General features: G+C 67.2%; 23 protein-coding genes. 10 read left to right on the top strand and 13 right to left on the bottom strand.

Features of this window, described 5'->3' with window-relative positions; translation table 11 throughout:
* Window positions 1-118: 118 nt before the first annotated feature.
* On the top strand, window positions 119-859 hold the full coding sequence (locus C935_RS0102075) for a ferredoxin--NADP reductase (protein ID WP_018860857.1): 741 nt from the start codon (window positions 119-121) through the stop codon (window positions 857-859).
* 103 nt (window positions 860-962) lie between these two features.
* Here the strand turns inward: C935_RS0102075 and C935_RS0102070 are convergent, their stop codons facing one another.
* Window positions 963-1,733 (bottom strand): carboxylesterase, encoded by a 771-nt coding sequence (locus C935_RS0102070; protein WP_018860856.1) that lies wholly within the window; start codon window positions 1,731-1,733, stop codon window positions 963-965.
* Window positions 1,734-1,823: 90 nt separating this feature from the next.
* Here C935_RS0102070 and C935_RS0102065 point away from each other — a divergent pair, with 90 nt between their 5' ends.
* Window positions 1,824-2,024: a YdcH family protein gene (locus C935_RS0102065; protein ID WP_018860855.1), complete on the top strand. Its 201-nt coding sequence runs from the start codon at window positions 1,824-1,826 to the stop codon at window positions 2,022-2,024.
* A gap of 80 nt (window positions 2,025-2,104) precedes the next feature.
* Here the strand turns inward: C935_RS0102065 and C935_RS0102060 are convergent, their stop codons facing one another.
* On the bottom strand, window positions 2,105-3,400 hold the full coding sequence (locus tag C935_RS0102060; protein ID WP_018860854.1) for an FCSD flavin-binding domain-containing protein: 1,296 nt from the start codon (window positions 3,398-3,400) through the stop codon (window positions 2,105-2,107).
* 18 nt (window positions 3,401-3,418) lie between these two features.
* Window positions 3,419-3,733 carry a c-type cytochrome gene (locus tag C935_RS0102055; protein WP_018860853.1) on the bottom strand — a complete coding sequence of 105 codons (315 nt, stop codon included), beginning with the start codon at window positions 3,731-3,733 and terminating at the stop codon, window positions 3,419-3,421.
* Window positions 3,734-3,958: 225 nt separating this feature from the next.
* Between C935_RS0102055 and C935_RS0102050 the strand changes: the two genes are divergently transcribed.
* Window positions 3,959-4,270 (top strand): PilZ domain-containing protein, encoded by a 312-nt coding sequence (locus tag C935_RS0102050; protein ID WP_018860852.1) that lies wholly within the window; start codon window positions 3,959-3,961, stop codon window positions 4,268-4,270.
* Window positions 4,271-4,303: 33 nt separating this feature from the next.
* On the opposite strand, the gene C935_RS0102045 is transcribed toward C935_RS0102050, so the two are convergent.
* Together C935_RS0102045 and C935_RS0102040 are read right to left on the bottom strand one after the other, a co-directional pair.
* On the bottom strand, window positions 4,304-4,696 hold the full coding sequence (locus C935_RS0102045) for a DUF3775 domain-containing protein (protein WP_018860851.1): 393 nt from the start codon (window positions 4,694-4,696) through the stop codon (window positions 4,304-4,306).
* A 7-nt stretch (window positions 4,697-4,703) separates the two neighbouring features.
* A complete protein-coding gene (locus tag C935_RS0102040; protein WP_026278592.1) occupies window positions 4,704-5,018 on the bottom strand; it encodes a DUF2288 family protein in 315 nt (104 codons plus the stop codon).
* A 96-nt stretch (window positions 5,019-5,114) separates the two neighbouring features.
* Between C935_RS0102040 and C935_RS0102035 the strand changes: the two genes are divergently transcribed.
* From C935_RS0102035 to C935_RS0102025, 3 genes are read left to right on the top strand one after another with little or no spacing between them, the layout of a single operon-like run.
* Window positions 5,115-5,441 (top strand): PepSY domain-containing protein, encoded by a 327-nt coding sequence (locus tag C935_RS0102035; RefSeq protein WP_018860849.1) that lies wholly within the window; start codon window positions 5,115-5,117, stop codon window positions 5,439-5,441.
* The gene (locus tag C935_RS0102030) at window positions 5,438-6,154 is read left to right on the top strand and encodes a response regulator transcription factor (protein WP_018860848.1); all 717 of its coding nucleotides are present in this window, start codon (window positions 5,438-5,440) and stop codon (window positions 6,152-6,154) included. Before C935_RS0102035 ends, C935_RS0102030 begins: the two co-directional genes overlap by 4 nt.
* A 40-nt stretch (window positions 6,155-6,194) precedes the next feature.
* The gene (locus C935_RS0102025; protein WP_018860847.1) at window positions 6,195-7,517 is read left to right on the top strand and encodes a HAMP domain-containing sensor histidine kinase; all 1,323 of its coding nucleotides are present in this window, start codon (window positions 6,195-6,197) and stop codon (window positions 7,515-7,517) included.
* A gap of 64 nt (window positions 7,518-7,581) precedes the next feature.
* Here C935_RS0102025 and C935_RS0102020 read toward each other — a convergent pair whose 3' ends face one another.
* From C935_RS0102020 to C935_RS0101985, 8 genes are all read right to left on the bottom strand, one after another.
* Window positions 7,582-8,838, bottom strand: coding sequence for an FAD-dependent oxidoreductase (locus C935_RS0102020; protein WP_018860846.1), 1,257 nt, complete (start codon window positions 8,836-8,838; stop codon window positions 7,582-7,584).
* A gap of 25 nt (window positions 8,839-8,863) precedes the next feature.
* Window positions 8,864-12,787: an ATP-dependent RNA helicase HrpA gene (hrpA, locus tag C935_RS0102015; RefSeq protein ID WP_018860845.1), complete on the bottom strand. Its 3,924-nt coding sequence runs from the start codon at window positions 12,785-12,787 to the stop codon at window positions 8,864-8,866.
* On the bottom strand, window positions 12,787-13,371 hold the full coding sequence (locus tag C935_RS0102010; RefSeq protein ID WP_018860844.1) for an SPOR domain-containing protein: 585 nt from the start codon (window positions 13,369-13,371) through the stop codon (window positions 12,787-12,789). The genes hrpA and C935_RS0102010 overlap by 1 nt, the downstream gene beginning before the upstream one ends.
* 3 nt (window positions 13,372-13,374) lie before the next feature.
* Window positions 13,375-15,138, bottom strand: coding sequence for an arginine--tRNA ligase (argS, locus tag C935_RS0102005; RefSeq protein WP_018860843.1), 1,764 nt, complete (start codon window positions 15,136-15,138; stop codon window positions 13,375-13,377).
* A gap of 75 nt (window positions 15,139-15,213) precedes the next feature.
* Window positions 15,214-17,409 (bottom strand): primosomal protein N', encoded by a 2,196-nt coding sequence (locus C935_RS0102000; protein WP_018860842.1) that lies wholly within the window; start codon window positions 17,407-17,409, stop codon window positions 15,214-15,216.
* Window positions 17,410-17,784: 375 nt separating this feature from the next.
* Window positions 17,785-19,173, bottom strand: a complete 1,389-nt coding sequence (locus C935_RS0101995; protein ID WP_018860841.1) for an NAD(P)(+) transhydrogenase (Re/Si-specific) subunit beta — start codon at window positions 19,171-19,173, stop codon at window positions 17,785-17,787.
* Entirely contained in the window at window positions 19,170-19,478 is a 309-nt protein-coding gene (locus C935_RS0101990) for an NAD(P) transhydrogenase subunit alpha (protein WP_018860840.1), read from the bottom strand. Before C935_RS0101990 ends, C935_RS0101995 begins: the two co-directional genes overlap by 4 nt.
* The gene (locus tag C935_RS0101985; protein WP_018860839.1) at window positions 19,475-20,608 is read right to left on the bottom strand and encodes an NAD(P) transhydrogenase subunit alpha; all 1,134 of its coding nucleotides are present in this window, start codon (window positions 20,606-20,608) and stop codon (window positions 19,475-19,477) included. Before C935_RS0101985 ends, C935_RS0101990 begins: the two co-directional genes overlap by 4 nt.
* A 392-nt stretch (window positions 20,609-21,000) precedes the next feature.
* Here C935_RS0101985 and C935_RS0101980 point away from each other — a divergent pair, with 392 nt between their 5' ends.
* The 4 genes from C935_RS0101980 to C935_RS0101965 all read left to right on the top strand — a co-directional run bounded on the left by C935_RS0101980 (window position 21,001) and on the right by C935_RS0101965 (window position 24,409).
* Window positions 21,001-21,582: an HNH endonuclease gene (locus C935_RS0101980; RefSeq protein WP_018860838.1), complete on the top strand. Its 582-nt coding sequence runs from the start codon at window positions 21,001-21,003 to the stop codon at window positions 21,580-21,582.
* A gap of 109 nt (window positions 21,583-21,691) precedes the next feature.
* A complete protein-coding gene (hemH, locus tag C935_RS0101975; RefSeq protein WP_018860837.1) occupies window positions 21,692-22,786 on the top strand; it encodes a ferrochelatase in 1,095 nt (364 codons plus the stop codon).
* A 6-nt stretch (window positions 22,787-22,792) separates the two neighbouring features.
* Complete coding sequence (locus C935_RS0101970; RefSeq protein ID WP_018860836.1) at window positions 22,793-23,572, top strand: molybdopterin-binding protein; 780 nt, start codon at window positions 22,793-22,795, stop codon at window positions 23,570-23,572.
* A gap of 117 nt (window positions 23,573-23,689) precedes the next feature.
* Window positions 23,690-24,409 carry a 2OG-Fe(II) oxygenase gene (locus tag C935_RS0101965; RefSeq protein ID WP_018860835.1) on the top strand — a complete coding sequence of 240 codons (720 nt, stop codon included), beginning with the start codon at window positions 23,690-23,692 and terminating at the stop codon, window positions 24,407-24,409.
* The last annotated feature ends 95 nt before the right edge of the window (window positions 24,410-24,504 follow it).

The following is a 24,504-nucleotide window of genomic DNA, read 5'->3' as shown; positions in this document are numbered from 1 at the left end:
GGGTGCCGATTATACGGATTGGGACTGGGTGGATTAATCCGCGTCGTCTGGAGGACGGCTTGAAACGATCCGGATACGCCACCAGTCTGGATAATACTTGAGTCATGGAGTCGGAAATATGGGCTGGGTCACGGGGACCGTGCAGGAGTGCAAGCAGTGGACGGATCGTCTCTTCTCGCTGCGGGTGGAGGCGGATGTGGAGCCGTTCAAGGCCGGGCAGTTCAACCGGCTGCGCCTGGAGATCGACGGCGAGCCGGTCGCGCGTCCTTATTCCTATGTGAACGCGCCGGACGAAACCCCGCTGGATTTCTACCTGATCACGGTGCCCGAGGGCCCGTTGTCGAACCGGCTCGTGCAACTGAAGTCCGGTGACACGGTGGAGTTGATGCCGCGCGCCACGGGGTTCTTCACGCTGGACGAGCTGCCGGACAGCCGCGATCTGTGGTTGCTGTCCACCGGCACCGCATTGGGACCCTTCCTGTCGATGCTGAAGACCGACACCCCCTGGGAACGCTTCGATAATATCCGGCTGATCCATGCCGTGCGCAAGGCGGACGAACTGACCTACCAGGATACGATCCGGCAGTTCCAGGAACGCGACTCGCAACAGTTCCAGTACATCCCGTTCGTCAGCCGCGAACCCTGCCCGGGCGGCCTCGAGGGTCGTATCCCGGCCGCGATTGCCGAAGGTCGCCTGGAGCATCACGCCGGGCTCAAGATCGCGCCGGAACATTCGCAGGTGATGCTGTGCGGCAACCCGGCCATGGTGAAGGACACCGCCTCCATCCTCCGCGAGCGCGGGTTGGAAAAGAATCGCCGCCGCAAGCCGGGGCAGATCACGACCGAAAACTACTGGTAGAGCCTGGTTCATGCTGTAGGAGGCCAGCCCTCTGGCCGATTGGACGCCAATAAAACCCCATCGGCCAGAGGGCTGGCCTCCTACAGTTCAGCGTGCGCTGGGGTTAATCGAACAGGTTGGCGGCCCAGGCGTGGATCAGCCCGGCGGCATAGCGCGTGTGTTCGGGACGCGAGAGCAGGTGGTCGGTCTGGTGCAGGGCGACGAAGCTCTTGGGGTGGTGGGCCTGCTGGAAGATCCGACGGGCATGATCGACGCTGACCACGGTATCGCCGGGGGCGTGCAGGAGCAGCAGTGGTTGTGTCATGCGCTCCAGGGCGCTGTCCAGCGTTGGCTCTTCGATCGAGTCCAGGAAGGGTTTTCCGATCTCGACCGGGCGGCCGCCAATATTGACGCGGGCGAAGCCTTCGCGCTCGATGGTGTCGGCGATGTCGCCGAACAGATGCGCGACATGGCCGGGCCGGCTGGGCGCGGCGATGGTGACAATACCCCCCAACTCCTCGCGCTGGCTGCCCACATGGATGGCCATGGCCCCGCCGAAGCTGTGCCCGATCAGGAGATCGGTGGGCTCGCCGGTGGCCTGTTGCACCGCGTCCAGTGCGGCGTTCAGGTCCTCGCAATAGGTTTCGAGCGTGCTGTCGCGAAAGCGGCCCTCGGAGTCGCCCAGGCCGGCGAAGTCGAAGCGCAGCGTGGCGATGCCCTCTTCCGCCAGCGCGCGTGCCAGACGCACGGTGGCGGGGAAGTCCTTGGAACAGGCGAAGCAGTGTGCGATGCAGGCCTGGCCGAGTAGCGGACCCTGGTCGGGTTCTGCCAGAACGCCGTTCAGTTGGATGCCGCGCGGGGTATCGATGGACAGGCTGGTGTTGCGGATGGCCATGGGTTCGGGATGGTTCGGGCAAGGTGGGTCTGCGATGATACGCGAGCTGGATGTATCTCGTGACCCGAACAAACAAGCGAGGATGGGCTGTTGGAGACGGAGAGTCAGATTCGTGCACGACTGGCGGAGCTCGAGTCCGAGCATCGGGCGCTGGATTCCGCAATTGCGGTGATGCACGAGCAACCGGCGCCGGATGCCTTTGCGATTCAGCGGTTGAAAAAACGCAAGCTGCAGCTGAAAGACTCCATCCAGCGACTGCGCAGTCGCCTGATTCCCGACCTGAACGCTTGATTCGAAGCACCCAAAAGAAGACGGCGCCCGCAGGCGCCGTCTTCATCCATCGATTACAGCCGTGACGGCTGTAATCGAGTCTAGCCCCAGATGTCCCGGGTGATCCCGGCGTACCAGGCCCGGGTGTACTCGGCCTCGCGACGACGGAAGCTCGAGGTTTCGCCCGAGGGGCTGACACCGCCAGAGCCTTCGACGCCCGCCTGGGCACCATCCTGGTACTTGTAGACGGCCGCCACGCTGATCCCGTGTTCCGGGGTGATCAGGCTGTAGCAGGTGTTGGCCGAGGAGGGATCGATCGGCTCCTGGTCCATCAACTCGCGCACGATCGCCGCGGCGACGATCTTGCCCTGGTTGTTGGCCGAATGGCCGGACTTCGGCATCGCGCCCGCCACGCTGGCATCCCCCAGCACGTAGATGTTGTCATCCATCTCCGACTTGAAGGTCCGCTGGTTGACCGGGACCCAACCCTGGTCGTTGGTGAGGCCGACATCGTGGACGATCTGGCCAGCCCGCTGCGCCGGGATGAAGTTCATTACATCCGCGCGCACGCGCTCGAAGCCGCTGTCGGAGCGGGCGGTCATCCCGCCGACGTCGATCTCCTCGACCAGACCACCGTCGGAGGCGCCGCGCCACTCGATCATGTCGCCATAGTGCTGGGCCCAGCCTTCCTCGAACAGGCCCTGCTTGGAGAAGTTGTCCTTGGCATCGAGCACGATGATCTTGGAGCGTGGCTTGTGCTCCTTGAAGTAGTGCGCGATCAGCGAGACCCGCTCGTAGGGTCCGGGCGGGCAGCGGAACGGGTTCGGTGGTGCGACCATTACAAAGACGCCCCCATTGGGCATCTCCAGCAACTGAGAACGTAGCAGTTCGGTCTGCGAACCGGCTTTCCAGGCGTGTGGAATCCGTTCGGCGTCGGCCTCATCGATGCCGGGCATGTCGTCGTACTTGAAGTCGATCCCCGGCGACATGACCAGCTTGTCGTACTGCACGCTGCCACCGCTTTCGAGGCGCACGGTTCGGCTGTCGGTGTCTACACCGACGACCTTGTCTTCGATGACGTCGATACCGTCGCGGTCGCGCAGGTTCTGGTAGCCGTGCGTGATCGCATCCATGCTCTCGAACCCGCCGATCACCCAGTTACTGCCGTAGCAGGTGACGTAGGTGGCGTTGGGTTCGATCAGCGTGACCATCATGTCGGGCGAGAACTGTTTCAGATAGCGCGCTGCCGTGGCACCGCCGGAACCGCCCCCGACCACGACCACATGGGCCTTTGCGCCGTTACGGGCGGCACGAGGGGCACAGCCGATACCGGTCAGTGCGGCCGCGCTGGTGACCCCGAAGGCCTTAAGAAAGTGGCGTCGAGTAAAATTGTGCATTGTTGTCATCCCCCGTGATCAGAAGCGCGAGAAGTAGACCGACATCGCTTCGATCTCTTCGTCCGTGTAGCCCTTGGCGTGGCGGTCCATGATGGTCGCGTCACGGTCGCCATCGCGGAACGCGCGCATCTGGCTCTGGATGACCTCTGGCGAGATTCGAGCCAGGTCGGGCACGCCCTTTTCGGCGCCAGCAGCGTTGTGGCAGGCCTTGCAGGAAGCGGCCATCAGCTGGCCACGGGTGATTTCGTCATTATCGGCGATTGCCTTGGATGCGGTACCGGCCATCGCCAGCGAGGCCACAAGCCCCGCCACAAACAAACGTGATTGCTTCATGTGAACGGACTCCTCCGTCTTGAAGTGGCTTTGTATGGCGACAGTCTTCTCGGTACTGCCTCGCTCCTCGCACCCGGTGTGGTCGCCGGGCTGGGATGCATTTCCGGGTTTGTTCGCCCGGAGTTGCGCCTGATCGTGTGATGGAACGATCATTGATTTGGGATATAGCACAACCCATCCGCCTTTTCGATGCATCGAAAAGGTATCTGCAGCAGGAGAAAGGCCATGACAGGGGAACGTCGGCGCCATCCGCGCATCCCGATGACCGTCGAGGTGGTGGCGGAATGCAGTGACGGGAGTCAGGTAAGACTCACCACGAATGATATCTCCGGTGGAGGCGCCTTCCTCGCTTGGGAAGATCGGGAGCAGCCCGGGATTGGCGTGTTGAAGGGCCTCGATCCGGGCGACGAACTCATGCTGCAGGTGTTCGGCTTGCTCGGGGACGGGGGCGAGCCACCCCGGGTGCGGGCACAGGTCGTGCGCGTCATGGAAGACGGGGTGGCCGTGCAGTTCGATCCGTCCGAGCTGGGGGCGTGACTCGGGCCGCTCTGGCCCCGGGCTGCCTTCTCCCTAGTCAACAGCCTGCATCTGCTCCAGCCCGGCCTCCCACTCGTCCGCGATCATCGGGTTGGCGATCAGGCGATGGGCGGTATCGGGTGTCCAGTCGTCGCGGGCATCCTCCAGTGCGATTTCCCATTCCTCGGCACCGTAGTCGCCACGCCCGAGGGCGCTGAGGGCCTGCAGCTCTGCCTGGTACTCCGGCCCGAGGCCGCTGAGGGTGTCTTCCAGCTCGCGCAGGGTCAGATCGCCGGCATGATCGGCGAGGATCTGCATGGCCCAGTCGTCGTCCGACGTGTCGGGGTTCGAGTCCGGAAATACGACCTCCTCCTTGGCATGGAACTCCCGCGCCGCCTGGATCAGGCGGGCCAGCGTGTCGTCCTCGATGCCCAGCGGCGAGGTCATGGCGGGATCAGTGGGCCGTGCTGCGTTCCTGGGCGAGCACCCAGGGTGCGGCGACGATCGCGGTGAACACGGGGTCATTCGCGGCCCAGCGGCGTGCATCGTCATCCGAGGCACGGGCGACCTGGTCATTGGCCAGCCATTCGCTGACCTGATGCGTGGCGTCGTCACGGAACGCGCGGGCCACCGCGATCAGGTCCAGCTCGGGCGCCACGCGAATCACCACGCCACGGGCGAAATGCGGCATCAGTTCGTTCCAGCGCAGAGGGCCGGCTTCTTCCTCCAAAGGTACCTCGGGTTCGGAGTGGGCAGGGGCTTGAGTCATGACGGGAACGTCCGGTTTCAGATAACGTTCAGGCTAGGCCTATAGCCTTGTAGCTGCAAGAGTTTGCTCACCCACCCTGTCACGGAGATCACCGTTATGCGCCCCGGACCGGAGACCGTTGCCAAAGGCGGTGCCCGGAGACGCCGATTCATCGGTCGTGCGGGCGCGCTCGGGATCCTGCTGGCGGTCCTGCTGGCGCCCTTCGCGGCGCAGGCGCAATTCATTACCGAAGATCCGCATGCGGCCGTCTGGACGCTGGACGAGGCGGTGGCGCGTGTCGAAGCCAACTATCCAGGGCGGGTCCTGTCCGCGCGCGAAGATTTGACCGAGTACGGGAATCGCGTGTTTATCGTGCGTATCCTGACCGACAACCAGCAGGTGCGAACGATCAAGATCGAGGAAGGGACGGAGCTGGACCCATGAATCTGCGCGTAGTGGTGATCGAGGACGATCTGGCTCTGCGCAGCCAGATCGCCGAGGAGATGGAGAACAACGGCTGCCGCGTGGATACCGCCTCGGACGGCGACACCGGCCTGTACCTGCTAACCGAGTATCACTGCGATATTGCGGTGGTGGATCTGGGGCTGCCCGGCATGGATGGCCTCGATGTCATTCGCAAGGCTCGCGAGGTGAAGCCGCAACTGCCCATCCTGATCCTCACGGCCCGCGACCGCTGGCAGGACAAGGTCGAGGGTCTCGAGGCGGGTGCCGACGACTATCTGACCAAGCCGTTCCACATTCAGGAGCTGGTGGCTCGCCTGCGCGCCCTTGCGCGTCGGAGTCTGCAGGCCGGTCGCGAACAGCTGCAGTTCGGCCCTCTGTTGATCGACACCGCCACCGACGATGTTCGCTTGAACGACGAGCCGGTCTCGCTGACGACGTTCGAGTACCGCCTGCTCCTGACACTGGTGCGCCAGCCGGGGCGTGTGCTGAGCAAGGAAGTGCTGGCGGACTATCTCTACGAACACGACGAGGATCGCGAGAGCAACGTGATTGAGGTGCTGATCGGGCGCCTGCGCCGCAAGCTGGACCCGGACGGCAGCCTGGGCCTGATCGAGACCCTGCGCGGCCGGGGCTATCGCTTTGTACGCGAGGCGGATGCCGCCACCCCGTCCGATCCCGCCTCGGGCTCATGACGCTGCGCACGGGCGACGCCGGCTCCTTGTTCGATATCCGATGAGACGCCCTCTGCGCCAGATCCGCAGTAGCCTGACCCTGCGCCTGGCGCTGGTAGCAGGGGCTACTGTACTGGTGTTTTCCCTGCTAACGGCCTGGGTGCTGGAGGCCGCATTTCGCGACAATGCGGCGGATGCCGTGGAGACCCGCCTGGAGGCCCAGGTTCTGCTGTTGATGGGGCTGGTCGAGGTCGTCGGGCGCAACGAGGTCCGCGTCCCCGAGATGCTGCCCGAGAGTCGCCTGCAACTGCCCGCCAGTGGTCTCTATGCCCGCATCCTCGGTCCGGACGGGCGCACGCTCTGGCGCTCCCCGTCCGCAGTGGGGATCTCCCTGCGTGACTGGTCGGAGGACGACTTCTTCGCCTTCAGCCTGCCCGTGCAATGGGAGCTGGACGGTGGCCAGGTCGGACTGACTTTCCAGATGCTGGAAGATCGTGAGGCCTTTGAAGAACAGGTGGAGCAGTATCGCGCCAGCCTCTGGCAGGGGCTGATGACCATGACGATCTCGTTGATCGTCGCCCTTGGGCTGGCACTGTGGTTCTGGGGACTGTGGCCGTTGCGCCGCGTACAGGGCGATCTGGAGGCACTGCGGCACGGGGACCACAGGCGCCTGGAGGGGCCGTACCCGACCGAGGTGCAGGCCCTGACCGGGAGCATCAACGACCTGATCGAATTCGAGCGCGCGCGACTGAAACGCCAGCAGAATGCCCTGGCCGACCTGGCCCACAGCCTGAAGACCCCGATCTCCGCGCTGCGTCTCAACCTCGAGAGCCAGAACCTCGACTCCGAGGACATGCAGCGCCAGGTTGACCGGCTGCAGGCCATGGTGCAGCACCAGCTCAGCCAGGCACAGCGCCTGGGTCCGGCGCCCTTCCAGGCGCCCGAGCTACTGGCGCCCATCATCGAGCGAACCTGTCAGGCGCTTGGACGGCTCGCCAGCCAGCAGGGTGTGGATCTGGACAGCGAACTCGAACCGGGCTGTGCCCTGCGCATGGAACCGGGCGCGATCTTCGAGCTTCTCGGCAATACCCTGGACAACGCGATCCGCCATGCGACCAGCCGTGTGCGAATCTCGACACAGTGCACGCCGCAGGCCGTTACGCTGACCATCGACGATGATGGGCCCGGTATCGCGCCGGCGGATCGCGCCCGGGTGCTGGAGCGGGGGGAACGCGCAGACGTACGCAGCGACGCCGAGGCCGGCCAGGGCCTGGGTCTCAGCATTATCCAGGCCCTGGTGCAGGATCACGGTGGCGAGCTGCATATCGAACAGGCACCGGAGCTGCATGGGGCACGGATCCGCATGGTATTCCCGGCGTCGTAAATGGCGTGGTCTGTATTGCCTCATGATGCGTTTCGCGTTGCTCAACGCATCGCCCCAGAGCCGATCAGAGCCTCAGTTCTTCCATGGGTAGAGACGGCGATTCGCCCAGCACCCCCGCACGCACCAGCGCCGCCGCCCCGCAGGCAAACGTCCAGCCCAGATGTCCGGACCCGGTGTTCAGGTGCAGGCCGTTGATGGAGGTGGGCCCCAGGATCGGCGTACCGCGGGCGCTCATTGGGCGCAGCCCGGTCCAGGGGGCCATCGTCGCCGGGTCGAAGGTCGCGGGCAGGCCGGTCAGGGTGCGCCGGCACTGGTCGAGGACATTGGCGCTCCGCTCGGTGTTCAGGTGGCGGTCACGGCCGGCGAATTCGGCGGTGCCGGCCAGGCGCAGGCGTTTGCCCAGTGGGGTCATCACCACCTTGTTGGCGTCATCGATCAGCGGCAGGTTCAGCCGGCAGTCTGCGTCCATCGGCAGGGTCAGCGAATAGCCCTTTACCGGGGCGACGGGCAGGTGCAGCCCCAGCGGGCGCAGCAGGTCCGCGGCGTGGTAGCCGTTGGCGACCACGCAGGCCTGCGCCGCGATCGGCCCTTCGGAGGTCTCCACCGCGTCGATCCGGCCGCGGTGGGTGCGCAGGCGCCGGGCGGTGACGTTCGGGTAATAGCGGATGCCCCGGCGCTGGCCGATCGCGAGCAGTTGCTCGGTGAAGCGGGCCGCGTCGCCGATCGCATCGCCGGGGAAGAACAGCCCGCCGCACAGGCGCTCGCGCACCGGCGCCAGTGCCGGCTCTTCCGCGATGATCCGCTCCACGTCCCAGTCCTCGAAGCGCACGTCCTCATCACGCATCGCCTCGCTCGCGGCGCGGTTGTGGGTCTGGCTGGCCGGGTCCTGGAACAGCTTCAGGATGCCGCAGCGGCGAAAGTCGAAGTCCAGCCCCTCGCTTGCCAGCTCCTGCTGGAGGCGGTCGATCTCCCGGAGCGAGAACGCCGCCAGGCGGGCATTCAGGCGGGTGTGCTGCTCGAACAGTGAGCGGCGGCTGTGCCACAGAAAGCGCAGACCCCATCCGGCCAGCCCGGGCAGGGCGCGGGGGCGCAACAGCAGCGGCGACTCCGTGCGGCCGAGAAAGCGCAGCAGGTCCAGGCCGACGCCGGGGGTGTTCCAGGGCTCGGCATGGCTCGCATGCAGCATGCCGCCATTGGCCTGGCTGCAGCCGGTGGCGGGCCGCGGGCCTGCGTCCACCAGCACGACGTCGGCGCCGGCCTCCTGCAGGTACCAGGCAGTGGTCACACCGATCACACCGGCCCCGATCACGACTACGCGCATCCGCTGCTTCCCCTATCAAGAACGCTCATGTACCGCTTGCCAGTCGTTGGATTACGTCGGCGTATTCGCGTTCCAGCCGCTTCGGCGACACCTTCTCGCGAGTGCCCAGTTCCTGGGCGAACTGCGAGACGCGAAACTCCTCAATGCGGTAGCGAAAGGCGAGCACATCCGGGTGGTCCGGCGCCCGCGCGATCAGCTCCTGTGCCTGCTGCCACAGCGGCTCGACCGCCACACGTCGCGCGCGGTCCTTGTCCGGCGCCTGAGTCAGGCGTTCCAGGCGCTTGTCGATTGCCTGCAGGTAGCGCGGCAGCTCGGGCAGCACGGCGTGCGGGGTACGCAGCAGGAAATCGGCCGGGACCAGCGCCTCGAGCTGGCCGCGGATGTCGCGCGCGGCCTCGATCCAGGACAGCGGCAGATCCCCCTGCAGCCGCGTGCGCAGGTCGTGCCAGTGGCGCAGGATCTCGGCGGCCAAGCGCGAGAGTTCCATCACCGTCGGCGAGAACTCGGGCAGGCTGGCCTCCAGGCGCTCTCGAAAGGCCTCGGTATCGCGCGGCCATGGCTCGGCCAGGAACACGCGGTCGGCCGCGGCTTCCAGGATCTGGTCGCGCAGCGCCTCGCAGCTGCCGAGCGTCGAGTAGTTCAGGCAGGCGCGCTCGATCTCCGGGAGCTGGCGGCGCAGGTCGCGCGCGGTCTTGCGCGCGCCCAGCAGGAACAGCCGGCGCAGGCCCGCGCGGTGGGCGCGCGTGGCCCGAGTCGGGTCCGGTTCCAGCTCCAGCGAGACCGCGTCGCCGCGATCGACCAGGATCGGGAAGGCACGCAGCTGCGCCCCCTGATGGTCGAACTCGACACTCTCCGGCAGCGCGCCGAAGTCCCACTCGGTGATCCCCTCGCGGGTAATCTCGTCCGGGCGGCTGGCGTCGAAGTGGGCCTCGGCGCTGTCGCCCAGCCGGCGCTTCAGCGCGGCCAGGTCGCGGCCGCTGGCCTGCTCGTTGCCTTCTGGATCGAGGATGCGAAAGCGCATCACCAGGTGGGGCTCCAGGTTCTCCGGGCGCCAGGCATCCAGCGGGATCTCGGTGCCGGTCATCGCGTGCAGGGCCTCGGCCAGCGCCGGGATCAGCGGGCCCTGGCGGTGTTCGATGCGCGCCAGCGCGGCCTGCGCGAAGTCCGGCGCGGGCACGAACTGGCGGCGCAGACCCTTGGGCAGGCTCTTCAACAGGCCGGTCACGCGCTCCTCCAGCAGCCCCGGCACCAGCCAGTCGCCCAGCCAGTCGGGCACCGCGTTCAGCGCGGCGATCGGGATGGTCACGGTCACGCCGTCGTCCGGCTGGCCCGGCTCGAAGCGGTAGGCCAGCGGTAGACGCAGGCCCTCGACCTCCAGGTGGTCGGGGTAGGCCCCTTGCGGGAGCGTGGTGTCCGGTTCGTTCAGAAGCGCCGCGCGGTCGATCCGAAGGGCGTCGGGGTCCCGCTTCTCGGTCTTGCGCGCCCAGGTCTCGAAGCTCGTGCCGTCGGTGATCTCCGCCGGCAGGCGGGCGTCATAGAAGTCGAACAGGCGATCCTCTTCCACCAGCAGGTCGCGCCGGCGTCCGCGCGCCTCCTGCTCGGCGATCTCGGCCACCGCCTCGCGGTTGGCCTGCACCCCCTTCGAGCGGGTGCGCAGCTCGCCACCGACCAGGCCCTCGCGGATCAGGATGCGCCGGGCCTCGGCGGGGTCGTGTCTTGCGAAGTCCACCGGCTTTTTCGGGGCGACGACCAGGCCGTACAGGGTGATGCGGTCGAAGGCCCCGACGCGTCCGCTGCGGCGCTGGAAGTGCGGCTCGAAGATGTGGTGCTTGAGCAGATGCGCCGCCGCGGCCAGGATCCAGTCGGGCTCGATGCGGGCGTTGTCGCGGGCGTAGACGCGGGTGGTCTCGGCGATCTCCGCGCTCATCACCCAGGCCGGTTTCTTCTTCGCCAGGACCGAGCCGGGATGGATCTGGAAGCGGCGGTTGCGCGCGCCGAGGTAGTCGCCGCGCTCGGTCTTCTGCCCGATCTGGCTGACAAGCCCGGTCAGCAGTGCGCGGTGCACGGGCTCGGCGTCGGCCGGTTGGTGGTTCGGCTTTAGGTCCATCTCGCGGGCCTGGCGCAGCAGCTGCACGCGCAGTTCCTGCCACTCGCGCATGCGCAGGAAGTTCAGGAAGTGCTCGCGGCACCAGCGTTTCAGGGCATTCGAGCCCAGGTCCTCGCGCGCGGTGTGCCAGGCCTCCCACAGCCGCAGCATACCCATGAAGTCGGAGCCCTCGACCTGGAACTCCCGATGGGCCTGGTCCGCCGCCTGGGTGGCCTCCGCCGGGCGTTCGCGCGGGTCCTGCAGCGACAGGAAGGCCGCGATGGTGGCGGTCTCGGTTACGCAGCCGTGGTCGGCCCCGGCCAGCAGCATCGCGCCATGGCGCGGGTCGATGGGCATGCGTGCAAGCTGGCGACCGCGCGGGGTGATGCGGCCGCGGGCATCCACCGCGCCCAGCTCCTCCAACAGGCGGTAGCCGTCCTTGACCAGGCGCGGGTCGGGCGGGTCGACGAACGGGAACTGGCGCGGCTGGCCGAGTTTCAGCGCGGCCATCTGCAGGATCACCGAGGCGAGGTTGGAGCGCTGGATCTCCGGGTCGGTGAACGGCGGGCGCAGGTGGTAGTCGTCTTCCGCGAACAGACGGATGCAGATGCCGGGGCCCAGCCGTCCGCAGCGCCCGGCGCGCTGGTCGCAGGCGGCCTGCGAGATCGGCTCCAGGCTCAGGCGCTGCACGCGGGAGCGCCAGGAGTAGCGCGAGACGCGGGCCAGCCCCGAGTCGATCACGAAGCGGATGCCGGGGACGGTCAGCGCGGTCTCGGCGACGTTGGTGGCCAGCACGATGCGTCGGCCGGCGTGCGACTGGAATACCCGTGACTGCTCGCGCGCGGACAGGCGCGCGTATAGCGCCAGGACCTCGGTGTCCGCGCGCACCTGGCCGCGCAGGGCCTTGTGGGCGTCGCGGATCTCGCGTTCGCCGGGCAGGAACACCAGGATATCGCCGGGGCCGGCACGCTCGCATTCGGCGACCGCGTCGCGGATGCCGTCGAACAGGTCGCGCTCGCCACGGCCTGCGTCTTCGTCGTCGGCCGCGTCTTCCGGCTCGATCGGGCGGTAGCGCAGCTCCACCGGATAGGTGCGGCCGGCCACGGTCAGGATCGGGGCGTCGTCGAAGAACGCGGACAGCCGCTCCGGATCCAGCGTCGCGGAGGTGATGATGATGCGCAGCTCCGGGCGCTTCTTCGACAGGCGCTTGAGCACTCCCATCAGGAAGTCGATGTTCAGGCTGCGCTCATGCGCCTCGTCGACGATCAGGGTGTCGTAGGTGCGCAGCTCCGGGTCATGCGCCAGCTCCGCCAGCAGCATGCCGTCGGTCATCAGCTTGACCCAGTTGTTCGGCCCGGTCTGGTCGGAGAAGCGGACCTTGAAGCCGACGGTGGAGGTCTTATCGCCCCCCAGCGTCGTGCCCAGCTCCTCGGCGATGCGGCTGGCGACCGAGCGCGCGGCGATGCGGCGCGGCTGGGTGTGGCCGATCAGCCCGGCCTCGCCGCGCCCGGCCTCCAGGCACAGCTTGGGCAGCTGGGTGGTCTTGCCGGAGCCGGTCTCGCCGCACAGCACCAGCACCGGGTGTTCGCGGATCGCGGCGACAATCCGCTCGCGCTCGGCGTGGATCGGCAGGTCGCCGGCGTAGACGGGCTGCGGGCGCAGGCGTTCGCGCTCGGCGGCGCCATGTTCGGCGTGTGCAAGGCGTTCGGTCAGGGTGGAGACGAGCCGGTCACAGGGTTGGCCGCGCTTGTGCCGCTGGCGGGCCCGGCGCAGCAGTTCGCCCAGTTCGCGGCGTTCGCTGCCCTGTGGCAGGGCCTCCACGGTCCTCGCCAGCGCGTCCAGGTCCGGGCCGGCCGCGGCCATCAACCGTCCCGGTGACGCAGGCGCAGGGCCTCGATGTTCTCCGAGCGCAGGCGGTCCAGGGCGCGGTTGACGTCGTCCTCCTGGGTGAAGGGGCCGACAAAGACTCGGTGCCAGGTCTCGCCCTCGACCTGGACCTCGTGTACCTGCGGGCTCAGGCCCAGGAGGGAGATGCGGGCCTTCATCTCGTCGGCCTGTTCGAACCGCCGGAAGGATCCGATCTGCAGGATCACCGGATCGCCCTCGGCCGGGGAGGCCGGGGGTGGGACCACCTGGTCCTGCGGGACTTCGCGCTCACCCCGAGGGACACGCACCTCGTCTTCGGGCAGCAGCTCGTAGTAGCGAAACCGCGGCTCATCATCGGTGGGCAGGCGCTCCGGCTGCGCTGCGGGTGCGCGCTCGGCCGGGGTCTCCGGCTCGCCGAACAGGGCGCCGATGTCGGGCGAACGGTCGGCCCCCTGGAGATAGAGCACGGCCGCGATCCCGAGCCCGATCAGCAGGCCGGCGAACATCCAGACCCAGCCCGGGATCGGTCGTGAAGATCGGGCGGGGGTCGTCTTGCGGCGCTTGCGGCGGGCCTGGGCCATGGGCTACATCCGTTCGGGGGCGGTGACGCCGAGCAGGCGCAGCCCATTGTGCAGCACCTGCTTGATGCCGGTCAGCAGCGCCAGGCGCGCGCCGATGACGTTGGCGTCCTCGGCATTCAGGAATGGCACGGCGTTGTAGTAGGTATGGAAGCCGGCGGCCAGCTCGCGCAGGTACTGGGCGATCTGGTGCGGCTCGCAGGCCTCGGCGGCCGCCGCGATCACCTCGGGGAAGCGGTCGAGGCGATCCAGCAAGTCGTCTTCCTGCGGCTCGGTCAGGCGTTCGGACAGCCCGGCGTCGTCCAGCGCGCTGGCGGTATGGCCGCGTTCGGCGGCGGTACGCAGCACGCTGGCGATGCGCGCATGGGCGTACTGGATGTAGTACATCGGGTTGTCGTTGGACTGCGACTTGGCCAGATCCAGGTCGAAGTCCAGGTGCTGGTCGCAGCGCCGCTGCACGTAGAAGAAGCGTGCGGCGTCCGACCCGACCTCGTCGCGCAGCTCGCGCAGGGTGACGAACTGCCCGGCGCGGGTGGACATCGGCAGGCGTTCGCCCCCGCGGTAGAGGATCGCGAACTGCACCAGCAACACGTCCAGGCGGTCGGCCTCCAGGCCCAGGGCCTGCAGCGCGGCGCGCACGCGCGGGACGTAGCCGTGGTGGTCGGCACCCCAGATGTTGATCACGCGCTCGAAGCCGCGCTGGAACTTCTCGCGGTGATAGGCGATGTCGGAGGCGAAGTAGGTGTAGTCGCCGTTCTCGCGGCGCACCACGCGGTCCTTGTCGTCGCCGTAGTCGGAGGAGCGGAACCACAGCGCCCCGTCCTTCTCGTACAGCGCGCCGTGCGCCTCGAGATCCTGCACCGCGGCGTCGATCGCGCCGGAGTCGGCCAGACTGCGCTCGGAGAACCAGCACTGGTATTCGACCCCGAACTCGCGCAGGTCGTCGCGGATGTCTTCGAGGATCGCGTTCAGTCCACAGTCGAACACCGTGCGGTACAGTTCCGGGCCCAGCAGCTCGCGGGCACGGGCGATCACCGCGTCGATGTAGATCTCCTTGTCGCCGCCGGCCGGTTCGTCCGGCGGCAGGTCGCGGGTCACGGCCTCGGCCGGGTGTACGGCCTGTTCGCCGATCTGCGCGGTCAGGGACTCGGCGACCGGGTAGATGTAGTCACCCTGGTAGCCGTTGGCCGGGAACAGGACCTGCACGCCGTGCTGTTCCAGGTAGCGCAGCCAGACGCTGGCGGCGAGGATGTTCATCTGCCGCCCGGCGTCGTTCACGTAGTACTCGCGGGTGACGTCGAAGCCGCAGAAATCCAGCAGGTCGGCGACGGTGGCACCGAAGGCCGCGCCGCGGCCGTGGCCGACATGCAGCGGGCCGGTGGGGTTGGCGGAGACGAACTCCACCTGCACCGGGCGGCCGTTCCCCACGCTCGATCGGCCAAAGTCGGCGCCCTGGGTGGCGATGCGGCCCAGCACCTGGGTGCGGGCATCCGCGGCGAGGCGGAAGTTGATGAAGCCGGGGCCGGCGATCTCGGTGCCGGCCAGGCCGGGCACGGCCGGCATCGCGGCGCACAGGGCCTCGGCCAGGTCGCGCGGTTTGGTCTTCGCTGGGCGCGCGAGCTGCATCGCCAGGTTGCTGGCAAAGTCGCCATGCTCGCGGTCGCGGGCACGCGTGACCTGTACCTCGACACCGTGATCGGCGGGTACACGGCCATCGGCCACCAGGGTCTCCAGGGCGGCCGCGAGGGCCTGGGTAAGGGCGTCTTTCAAGGGAACCGGGTCCGTCGTCTCAAAAGGCCCGCATTCTAACCAGAATCCGGTCCCGGTGCCCGCTGGATGCGGGGTTCAAGCGAGCGAGACTGGGTCTACGTCGATTGCGATGCGAACCCCGCGAGGCAGATCCTCGGTCTGCCAGGAATGCCGCGCCTGCGCGAGCGTTCGGTGCAGGGCCTGGCGCTCGGCCGCACGCAGCAGGACTTGCTCGCGGAAACGCCGGTTCACGCGGTGGCGCGGGGCGGGGGCCGGGCCCAGCACGCGCAGGTCCCCGTGCCGCGTCGCGAGCAGGTGTCCCGCAATGGTCTCCGCGTGGCGGTGCGCCGCCGCGGCCTCGGCGGCCTCGACGCGGACCAGGGCCAGATGCCCGTACGGCGGCATCCTGGCCGCCTCGCGTTCCGCCAGCAGGGGTTCCAGCATCGCCGGGTAGTTACCGGCATCCAGTCCGCGCATCAGCGGGTGATCGGGGTGGCCGGTCTGCAACAGGACCCGCCCGCCACCGTCACCCCGGCCCGCACGACCGGCGGCCTGCACGATCAGTTGCAGGGTGTGTTCCGTGGCACGCAGGTCCACGCTGAACAGCCCCTGATCGACGTCGATCACGCCGACGAGTCCGACGCGCGGGAAGTCATGGCCCTTGGCCAGCATCTGGGTGCCGACGACGATCGCGGCGTCCATCTGCCGGATACGATCCAGTGCGGCCTCCAAGGCGCCCTTGTGGCGCACGCTGTCGCGGTCGAGACGGATGATCGGTGTCTGTGGGAAGTGCCGGGCCAGGGCCTGCTCCAGACGCTGGGTGCCCAGTCCGCGATGGGACAGAGTCTCGCCGCATTCCGGACAGCGTTCGGCGCGGGACTCCTGGTGCCCGCACAGATGGCAGATCGCGCGGCGATCATGGGCATGCACGGTCAGGTGAGCATCGCAGTCCGGGCAGTCGGCGACCCAGCCGCATGTCTCGCAAGTCAGGACACGGGCAAAGCCGCGTCGGTTGAGCAGGACAAAGCACTGCTGGCCCTCGGCCAGGGTCTGCTGCATCGCATCCAGCAGCGGTGCGGTCAGGCCCTCGTCCGGGTTGTGCACGCGGGTATCGATCGTTTCCACACCGGGTGGTTGCGTGCCGTCCGGCCGGGTGCGCAGATGTACATGGGTGTAGCGGCCCTGGCGCGCGGCGTGCAGGGTCTCCAGGGTGGGCGTCGCCGAGCCCAGCACGACCGGGGTGTGCTCCAGTTGGCCACGCTTGACCGCCAGATCCCGCGCACTGTAGCGAAAGCCGTCCTGCTGCTTGAACGCACTGTCGTGTTCCTCATCGACGATGATCAGGCCCGGCTCGGGCAACGGGACGAACAGGGCCGAACGGGTCCCGACCACGATGCGGCGCTCGCCCTGCCGGGCGGCCTCCCAGGCGCGCAGGCGCTCGCCCTCGGCCAGTCCAGAGTGCAGCAGCGCCACCTGTCCCGGGAAGCGCTGCTGGATGCGCCCGGCGAGCTGCGGTGTCAGCGCGATTTCCGGTATCAGGAACAGGACCTGACGGCCGCGCGCGACCGCATCGGCGGCCATGCGCAGATAGACCTCGGTCTTGCCGCTGCCGGTGACGCCCTCCAGCAGCATCGGGCGAGGATCGTCCGGTGAGACCGTTGCGATGGCCGTCTCCTGCTCGGGAGTCAGGGTGTAGTCGGTACCGGTTGGGGGGACGGGCTCGCGCGGATCGGCGCGCGTCTGTTCCAGCCAGCCGTGTTCCTCCAGCTGTCGCAGGTCCTTGGCAGTGATCTGTAGGGCAGCCGTGGTGGACAGCGTCGTCCGGTCCAGCGCGGCCCCGAGCGCGGGCAGGGCGCGCAGGATGGCGAGTTGTCGGCGGCCCCGTACCTGCCCTTCCGCGAGCGCCGTGTGACCTGCCGAGGTAAGCCGCCAAAGGGGTTCCGGAGTCAGGGTGGGCAAGGGATGGCCCCGCCGCAGGCCGGGTGGCAGTGTGCCCAAGGCAGCCTCGCCCAGCGGGTGGTGATAGTAGCGGGCCCCGAAGCGCAGAAGTTCCAGTACCGTGGGTGTCAGGATGGGTCCCGCATCGGGGGAGGGCAGCGCCTCGCGCAGCCTGTTCTCGGGCACGTCGCTCTGGTTCGCGAGTGCGACGACGATGCCGATGGTTTCACCCCGTCCGAACGGCACACGGACCCGCTGTCCGGGCGTCAGATCGGTGCCGACGGGGATGCGGTAGTCGAACACTTGATCCAGCGGTCGGTCGAGTACGACCTGGGCAATTCCGGTCTCGGGCATGTGGCTAGTCTACGCCAGTCCGTGTGGACACAAGAGTGTGATCGTTATCCACAAAACCTGTGGACAACTCTGTGGAGGAAATGGGGTGAAAGGCACTAAATGCTTGTTGCTGCTTGGGTCGTGTCAGAATGGCTAAAAACCGACCAATCCATTTTTATTTATATTTATCAGTATCTTAAAAGATATTCGTGATTCCGGTTGGGTGTTTTGTCATCTAACTGCCATCGTTTGGCCCGGCCTGTGGGTATCCTGTACAGGTCGTGTACAGGGATTGCTTCGATATTCGCCTGCCGGGGCCGCGCACAAAAAAGCCCGGCCGCCGAAAAACGGGGCCGGGCTCGCAAGCGAGTACCGGGCGCGAGGCCCAGCTTTGGCCTAGCCGAGGGCCTTGACCGAGGCTACCAGTTCGGCGGCCACCTTCTGGCCATCGCCGTACAGCATCTGGTTGTTCTCGGCGTAGAACAGGTGGTTCTCGATGCCCGAGAATCCCGCGCCCTTGCCGCGCTTCACGCAGATGACGTTCTGGGCCTGGTCGGCGTTCAGGATTGGCATGCCATAGATCGGCGAATCCGGATTGGTCCGGGCCACCGGGTTCACGACGTCGTTCGCGCCGATCACCATTGCAACATCCGCGGTCTTGAACTCCTCGTTGATCTCGTCGAGATCGAAGATGATGTCGTAAGGCACGCCGGCCTCGGCCAGCAGCACGTTCATGTGCCCGGGCATGCGGCCCGCGACCGGATGGATCGCAAACTTCACGTCCACGCCCCGCTTCTGCAGCAGCTGGGTGAACTCCCAGATCTTGTGCTGCGCCTGCGCAACGGCCATACCGTAGCCCGGCACGATAATGACCTTCTCGGCGTAGGCCATCATGATCCCGGCGTCGTTGGCCTGGATCTCCTTCATCGTGCCTTCGATCTCTTCCTCGGCACCGCCGGAGGAGCCGCCGAACTGGCTGAACAGGATGTTCTTGATCGGGCGGTTCATCGCCTTGGCCATCAGCTGTGTGAGCAGAGTACCGGCCGCACCGACCACGATACCGGCAATCATCAGGGCCGGGTTGTCGAGGACGATCCCCTTCAGGCCGACCGCGAGGCCGGTCAGGGCGTTGTACAGCGAGATGACCACCGGCATATCGGCGCCGCCGATCGGCAGGGTCATCAGCACGCCAAAGGCCAGTGCCAGCACGAAGAACAGCAGCAGGCTGAACGAGCCGATCTCGCCGCCGCTGGTGGCCATCATGAAGCCCAGCAACACGGTGATCGCGAAGATCGCGATGTTCACGATCTGCTGGCCGCCGAAAGTAAAGGTCTTCTTCATCAGGCCTTCGAGCTTGGCGTAGGCCACCAGCGAGCCGGAGAAAGCCACCGAGCCGATCAGCGAGCCGGTCACGGCGATCGCCAGGCCGGTGTTGGTGACCGTCTCCGGGGTGGCCTGCAGCAGGTAGATCGCACCGATACCGGCTGCGGCGCCGCCGCCCATGCCGTTGTACAGCGCGATCATCTGCGGCATGTCGGTCATCGCGACCTTCTTGCCGCTCCACCAGGCCAGTGCACCACCAATGGCGATACCCAGGATGATCAGGGTGTAGTTCACGCCACCGGAGATCTCCGGATGCACGAAGGTCACAAGCGTGGCGATCACCATGCCCACGCCGGCCCAGATGATCCCCGGACGCGCGGTGGTCGGGGAGGACATCTGCTTGAGGCCGACGATGAACAGCACCGCCGCCGCGAAGTAGGCGAGGTTGATGATCAGGCTCATGCTTTATCTCCCTTCTTGTCGTCCTTGCTGGTCTTGAACATCTCCAGCATGCGTTCGGTGACGACATAGCCGCCCACGGCGTTGCCCGCGGCCAGGATCACGGCGACAAAGCCGATCGCCTGTTCCAGCGGCGTCTGGGCATGGCCCAGCGCGACCATGGTCCCGACCAGCACGATGCCGTGGACGAAGTTGGAACCGGACATCAGCGGGGTATGCAGGATGACCGGCACCTTGGAGATGATCTCGTAGCCGGTGAAGGCCGCGAGCATGAAGATGTACAGCGCGATAAAGCCTTCGATGATCATGATTGCGCTCCCTTCAGGGCCTCACGGGTGGCCTCGTGCACGATCTCGCCGTCGCGGGTCAGCACGCTCTTGGCGATGACCTCGTCGTCCCAGTCCGGCTTGAACTCGCCGCCCTCGGCGATCATTGGCGTGAGGAAATTGAGCAGGTTCTTGGCATACATCTCGGAGGCATGCAGCGGGACCTGCGAGGGCACGTTCAGCGGGGCGTGAATGATCACGCCCTTGTGTCGACTGGTCTTGCCCGGCTTGGACAGCTCGCAGTTGCCGCCACCCTCGGCCGCGAGATCCACGATCACCGCGCCCGGCTTCATGCCCTCGACCATGTCCTTCGGGATCAGCTTCGGGGACTCGCGGCCCGGAATCGCGGCGGTGGTGATCAGGACGTCGGCCTTGGCGATGAACTCGCTCAGGGCATCCTGCTGCTGTTTCTTCTCTTCCGCAGTCAGTTCGCGGGCATAGCCGCCTTCACCCTCGGCGGAGACGCCCAGATCCAGGAACTTCGCACCCAGCGATTCGACCTGCTCCTTGGTCGCGGAGCGCACGTCGTAGGCCTCGACCATCGCGCCCAGGCGCTTGGCCGTGGCGATCGCCTGCAGCCCGGCCACGCCGGCACCGATCACGATGACCTTGGCCGGGCGGATGGTGCCAGCCGCGGTGGTCAGCATCGGGAAGAAGCGGCAGGAGAGATCCGACCCCATGATCGCGCCCTTGTAGCCGACCACGGCTGCCTGCGAGGACAGCACGTCCATGCTCTGGGCGCGCGAGATACGCGGGATCAGTTCCATCGCGAAGCTCAGGATCTTGCGTTCCTGCATCGCCTTGACCACGTCCGGGTTGCGATGGGCGTGGAAGAGGCTGACGACGGTCGAGCCCTCCGGCAGCTGATTGACCTCTTCCACCGTCGGCGGTGCCACGCGGACCATCAGGTCCGCCTGGCCGTAGGCCGTCTCGGTGTCGACCACGGTGGCCGACTCGTAAGAGGCATCCGGGAAATGGGCGTTGGTGCCGGCCCCTTTCTCCAACTGCACGGTGACACCCAACTGGGCGAACTTGGCCGCCACCGTCGGATCCAGGGCCACGCGGCGCTCGCCGCTGGCACTCTCCTTGGGAACGGATAATTTGATTGCCATGCGCTCTCTCCCCGGGCCAAACGTTCCCGCAATCCCTCCGGGACGTTCGGCCGCGCTCGCGGGTGGTAAATCAGGACGCCGGACGTGGCTTTTGTGGCCCGTTCGGCGGAAAAAACGGCCAGCAAGTGTAGCGGAATCGCCTTCGCGCTTAAACAGCCCGTTGATGGGGCGCGTTCTCCGGGCCCGCAACCACGTGGCCAACCGGTGTTCAGGCGGCTGTAATTGCGTTGCGGGCTCGGCCTGTTTATTGTCAAGCAAGTTTCGTGCGATCCCGCGCCGCACAAGCGGCCCACTTGGCGAAGGGGGCATGGATTTGCTCACGCCCGGCGGCGTAGAGCCTGCTCAAATTCCGCGTGAGCAAATCCGTGTTTCCTTGGAGACGGGACGAGGTCATGTTGCCGACCGAGCATCAGGTCCTGCGTACGGATGCAGCGGGCATGCCACTGGAGTGGATCGGCCTGGAGCAGGCCGTGCGCCTCTATTACACCGAGCAGGTCGCCTACGCCTGCGGGAGTCTGCTGTATCGCGTGCGTGGTGGCATCAACGCCCGCACCGGGCTGCAGTCCCGGGTCGAGGTCAACTCGATCATCGCCACCTTCGGTACCCGCCAGTCCCGTTTCAATCACTACACCCCGCCGCTCAACAACACCACGCTGTTCCGTCGCGACGCGCATCTCTGCCTGTACTGCGGCCAGCACTTCTACGAGCGCGATCTCTCGCGCGACCATGTCACCCCAATCAGCCAGAACGGGGCGGACACCTGGAACAACGTGGTCACCGCCTGCAAGCGCTGCAATAACCACAAAGCCGGGCGCACCCCCGAGCAGGCCGACATGCAGCTGCTGGCGATCCCGTTCACGCCCACCCATGCGGAGTACATCTATCTAAAAGGCAAGCGGGTGCTGGCCGACCAGATGGAGTTCCTGCTGGCACATTTCCCCCGGACCAGCCCCCTGCGCGGCCGCCTCGGCTGATCGCACCCGCGCGCCCCGCGCGTGGGTCGCGCTATCCTTGGCAGGGAACCAACCTGACCCGCGTGACTCCGACAGGAGTCATCCATCCTCTATTGCCGCAGGGAGCACCATGAAGTACTTCGGAGAGGCGGACTACCGCCATGGCCAGCCGCGCAAGGCGGGCGTACTGCTGACCAACCTCGGTACGCCGGACGAGCCCACCGCCCCGGCGCTCAAGCGCTATCTGAAGGAATTCCTCTGGGACCCGCGCGTGGTCGAGTTCCCGCGCCCGCTGTGGTGGCTGATCCTCAACGGCGTCATTTTGAACATCCGCCCGCGGCGCTCGGCCGCCAAGTACGCCACCGTCTGGACCGACGACGGCTCGCCGTTGCTGGCCATCTCGCGGCGTCAGGCCGAGGGCGTGCGCAACCGCCTGGCCGAACAGGTCGGCGAGGAGGTGCCGGTCGCGCTGGGGATGCGCTACGGCAACCCGTCGATCGAGGCGGGCCTGGACGAGCTGCGCCGCCAGGGCGTTCGCCGCGTGATCGTGCTGCCCCTTTATCCGCAGTATTCGGGGAGCACCACCGGCTCCACCTTCGACGCGGTGGCCGACGTACTGAAGGGCTGGCGCTGGGTTCCGGATCTGCAGTTCGTCGCCTCCTACGACGCCGAGCCCGGCTATATCGAGGCCCTGGCCAGCAGCGTGCGCGAGCACTGGAATACGCACGGCCGGGCAGACCGCCTGGTGATGTCGTTCCACGGCATCCCGAAGCGCTATCTGCTCAAGGGCGACCCGTACCACTGTCTGTGCCATGCCACCGGCCAGAAGCTGGCGGCCCAACTTGGCCTGAACGACGACCAGTGGCAGGTGACCTTCCAGTCGCGTTTCGGCCGCGAGGAGTGGCTGAAGCCCTATACCGACAAGACCATGAAGGCACTGCCCAAGGAGGGCGTGCGCTCGGTGGATGTGATCTGCCCCGGCTTCTCGGCCGACTGCCTGGAAACCATCGAGGAGATTGGCGACGAGAACCGCGAGATCTTCCTCAAGGCCGGTGGCGAACGCTTCCACTACATCCCGGCGCTGAACGACCGGGACGACCATCTCGACTTCCTGGCCGGGCTGGCCCACCAGCACATCGCCCCGTGGTTGGACGATCCGGACAATGCCCCCGAGGCCCGCGCCGCCGCCCGCGAACGGGCGCTGGCCCTGGGCGCGCAGCAGTAGGCCGCAATGGACGAGACCACCGCGCCCGGGCGAGCCGAGCAAACCGGCGAGACCGAGATCGGCGCCGTAATCATCGGCGACGAGCTGCTCAGCGGGAAGCGCCGTGACCGGCATCAGGAACACCTCACTGCCGCTCTGGCAGAGAAGGGGCTGGAGCTGGCCTGGATTCGTATTGTCGGGGACCACGCAGGCCGCCTGACGCAGACCTTTCGCGAGACGCTGGCGACCGGGGCGGAGGTCTTCAGCTTTGGCGGGATCGGCGCCACGCCGGACGATCGCACCCGCGCCTGCCTCGCCGAGGCGCTTGGGCTTCCCCTGCAGCCGCACCCGGACTTCATGTCCATCCTCGAGGAACGCTTTGGCGCAGAGGCCTGGCCGCACCGCGTGCGCATGGCCGAACTGCCGGAAGGGGCCAGCCTGATCCCGAATCCGGTCAACGGTATCCCGGGGCTTAGCTGCCAGCGTCATCACTGCGTGCCGGGATTCCCGGTCATGGCCGAACCGATGGTGCGCTGGGTGCTGGACCAGCGTTTCCCCGGACGTGACGCCGCTGCCGGCTCGGTCGAGGAGGTCCTGGTGCTCGAGAACGTGACCGAGAGCCGCCTGGTCCCGGTGCTCGAGGCCATGGAGGCCGCCTTCCCCGACCTGCGCATCTCCTGCCTGCCGCGGATGGACCGCCAGGCCCCGCAGGTCGAGCTGGGCCTGCGCGGTCCCCGCGCCCGGGTTACCGAGGGACAGGCCGCGCTGCGCCAGCAGCTGATTTCCGGGGGCTTTCTGAGCCACTGACAGGGTCGTGTCGCGCGGTCCAGTGGGGGCTTGCGCGCCCCTGCTTTCCCGGTATATTGCATCGGGCAGGCACTTGCCTGCGTGCCGCATCCGCGGCCCGAATGGAAGACCCCGCACGTGAACCTGCCTGTTCCCGGCCCCGAGTGGTCGCACCCTGTCGAGACACTTCCGGCCCGTGCGCCGGCCGTCATTGAATCCCCGGTTCCCGAGGCCCTCGAGCCTGCAGGCTGGCTGGATGCGCTGGTGCACGATCAGCGGTGCGTCTGGCCCGACTTCCTGCCCGAGGAGACGGTCGATGCGCTGCACGACGAGGTCTATGCCTTGCGCGATGCCGCGCAGCTGGCGCAGGCGCGCATCGGCCGCGGGGGCGAGCGCCACCGCGATCGGGCCACCCGTGGTGACTGGATCCACTGGCTGGATGGCGCCAGCCCGGCCCAGCAGGCGTTCATGGAACGCCTGGATGCGATCCGGCTGCAGGTGAGCCGCACGCTGATCCCGGGTCTGTTCGAGACCGAATCGCACTTTGCCCTGTACCCGCCCGGTACCCATTACGCCCGGCATGTGGACGCCTTTCAGGCCGGCAACTGCCGCCGGTTGTCGCTGGTGTTCTACCTGAACCGCGACTGGCACGAGCGGGACGGAGGCCAGCTCGCGATCTATGACGATGCGGACCGCGAATGCGAGCGCATCCAGCCCACGGCCGGCACGCTGGTGATGTTCCTCAGCCAGAGTGTGCCGCACGCGGTGCTGCCCACGCGTCGCTGGCGCGCCAGCATCGCCTCCTGGATGCGCGTGCGCGAGCTCTCCAACCCGCTCGCGGGTCTCGATCGCTTCTGACACTGGTCGCGGTGCGTTCTTGCAGCCTGCGGCGTCGGCGCCCATGATCGGGGAAGGGTGCGCAGCGCCCTTCGATCGAGCGCAACGCGGCGGGC

Origin of the sequence: Thioalkalivibrio sp. ALJ3, from assembly GCF_000377205.1 — a bacterium.
Lineage (GTDB): Bacteria > Pseudomonadota > Gammaproteobacteria > Ectothiorhodospirales > Ectothiorhodospiraceae > Thioalkalivibrio.
The sequence above is the reverse complement of the archived record's forward strand: the minus strand, read 5'-3'. Positions and strand labels throughout refer to the sequence as shown.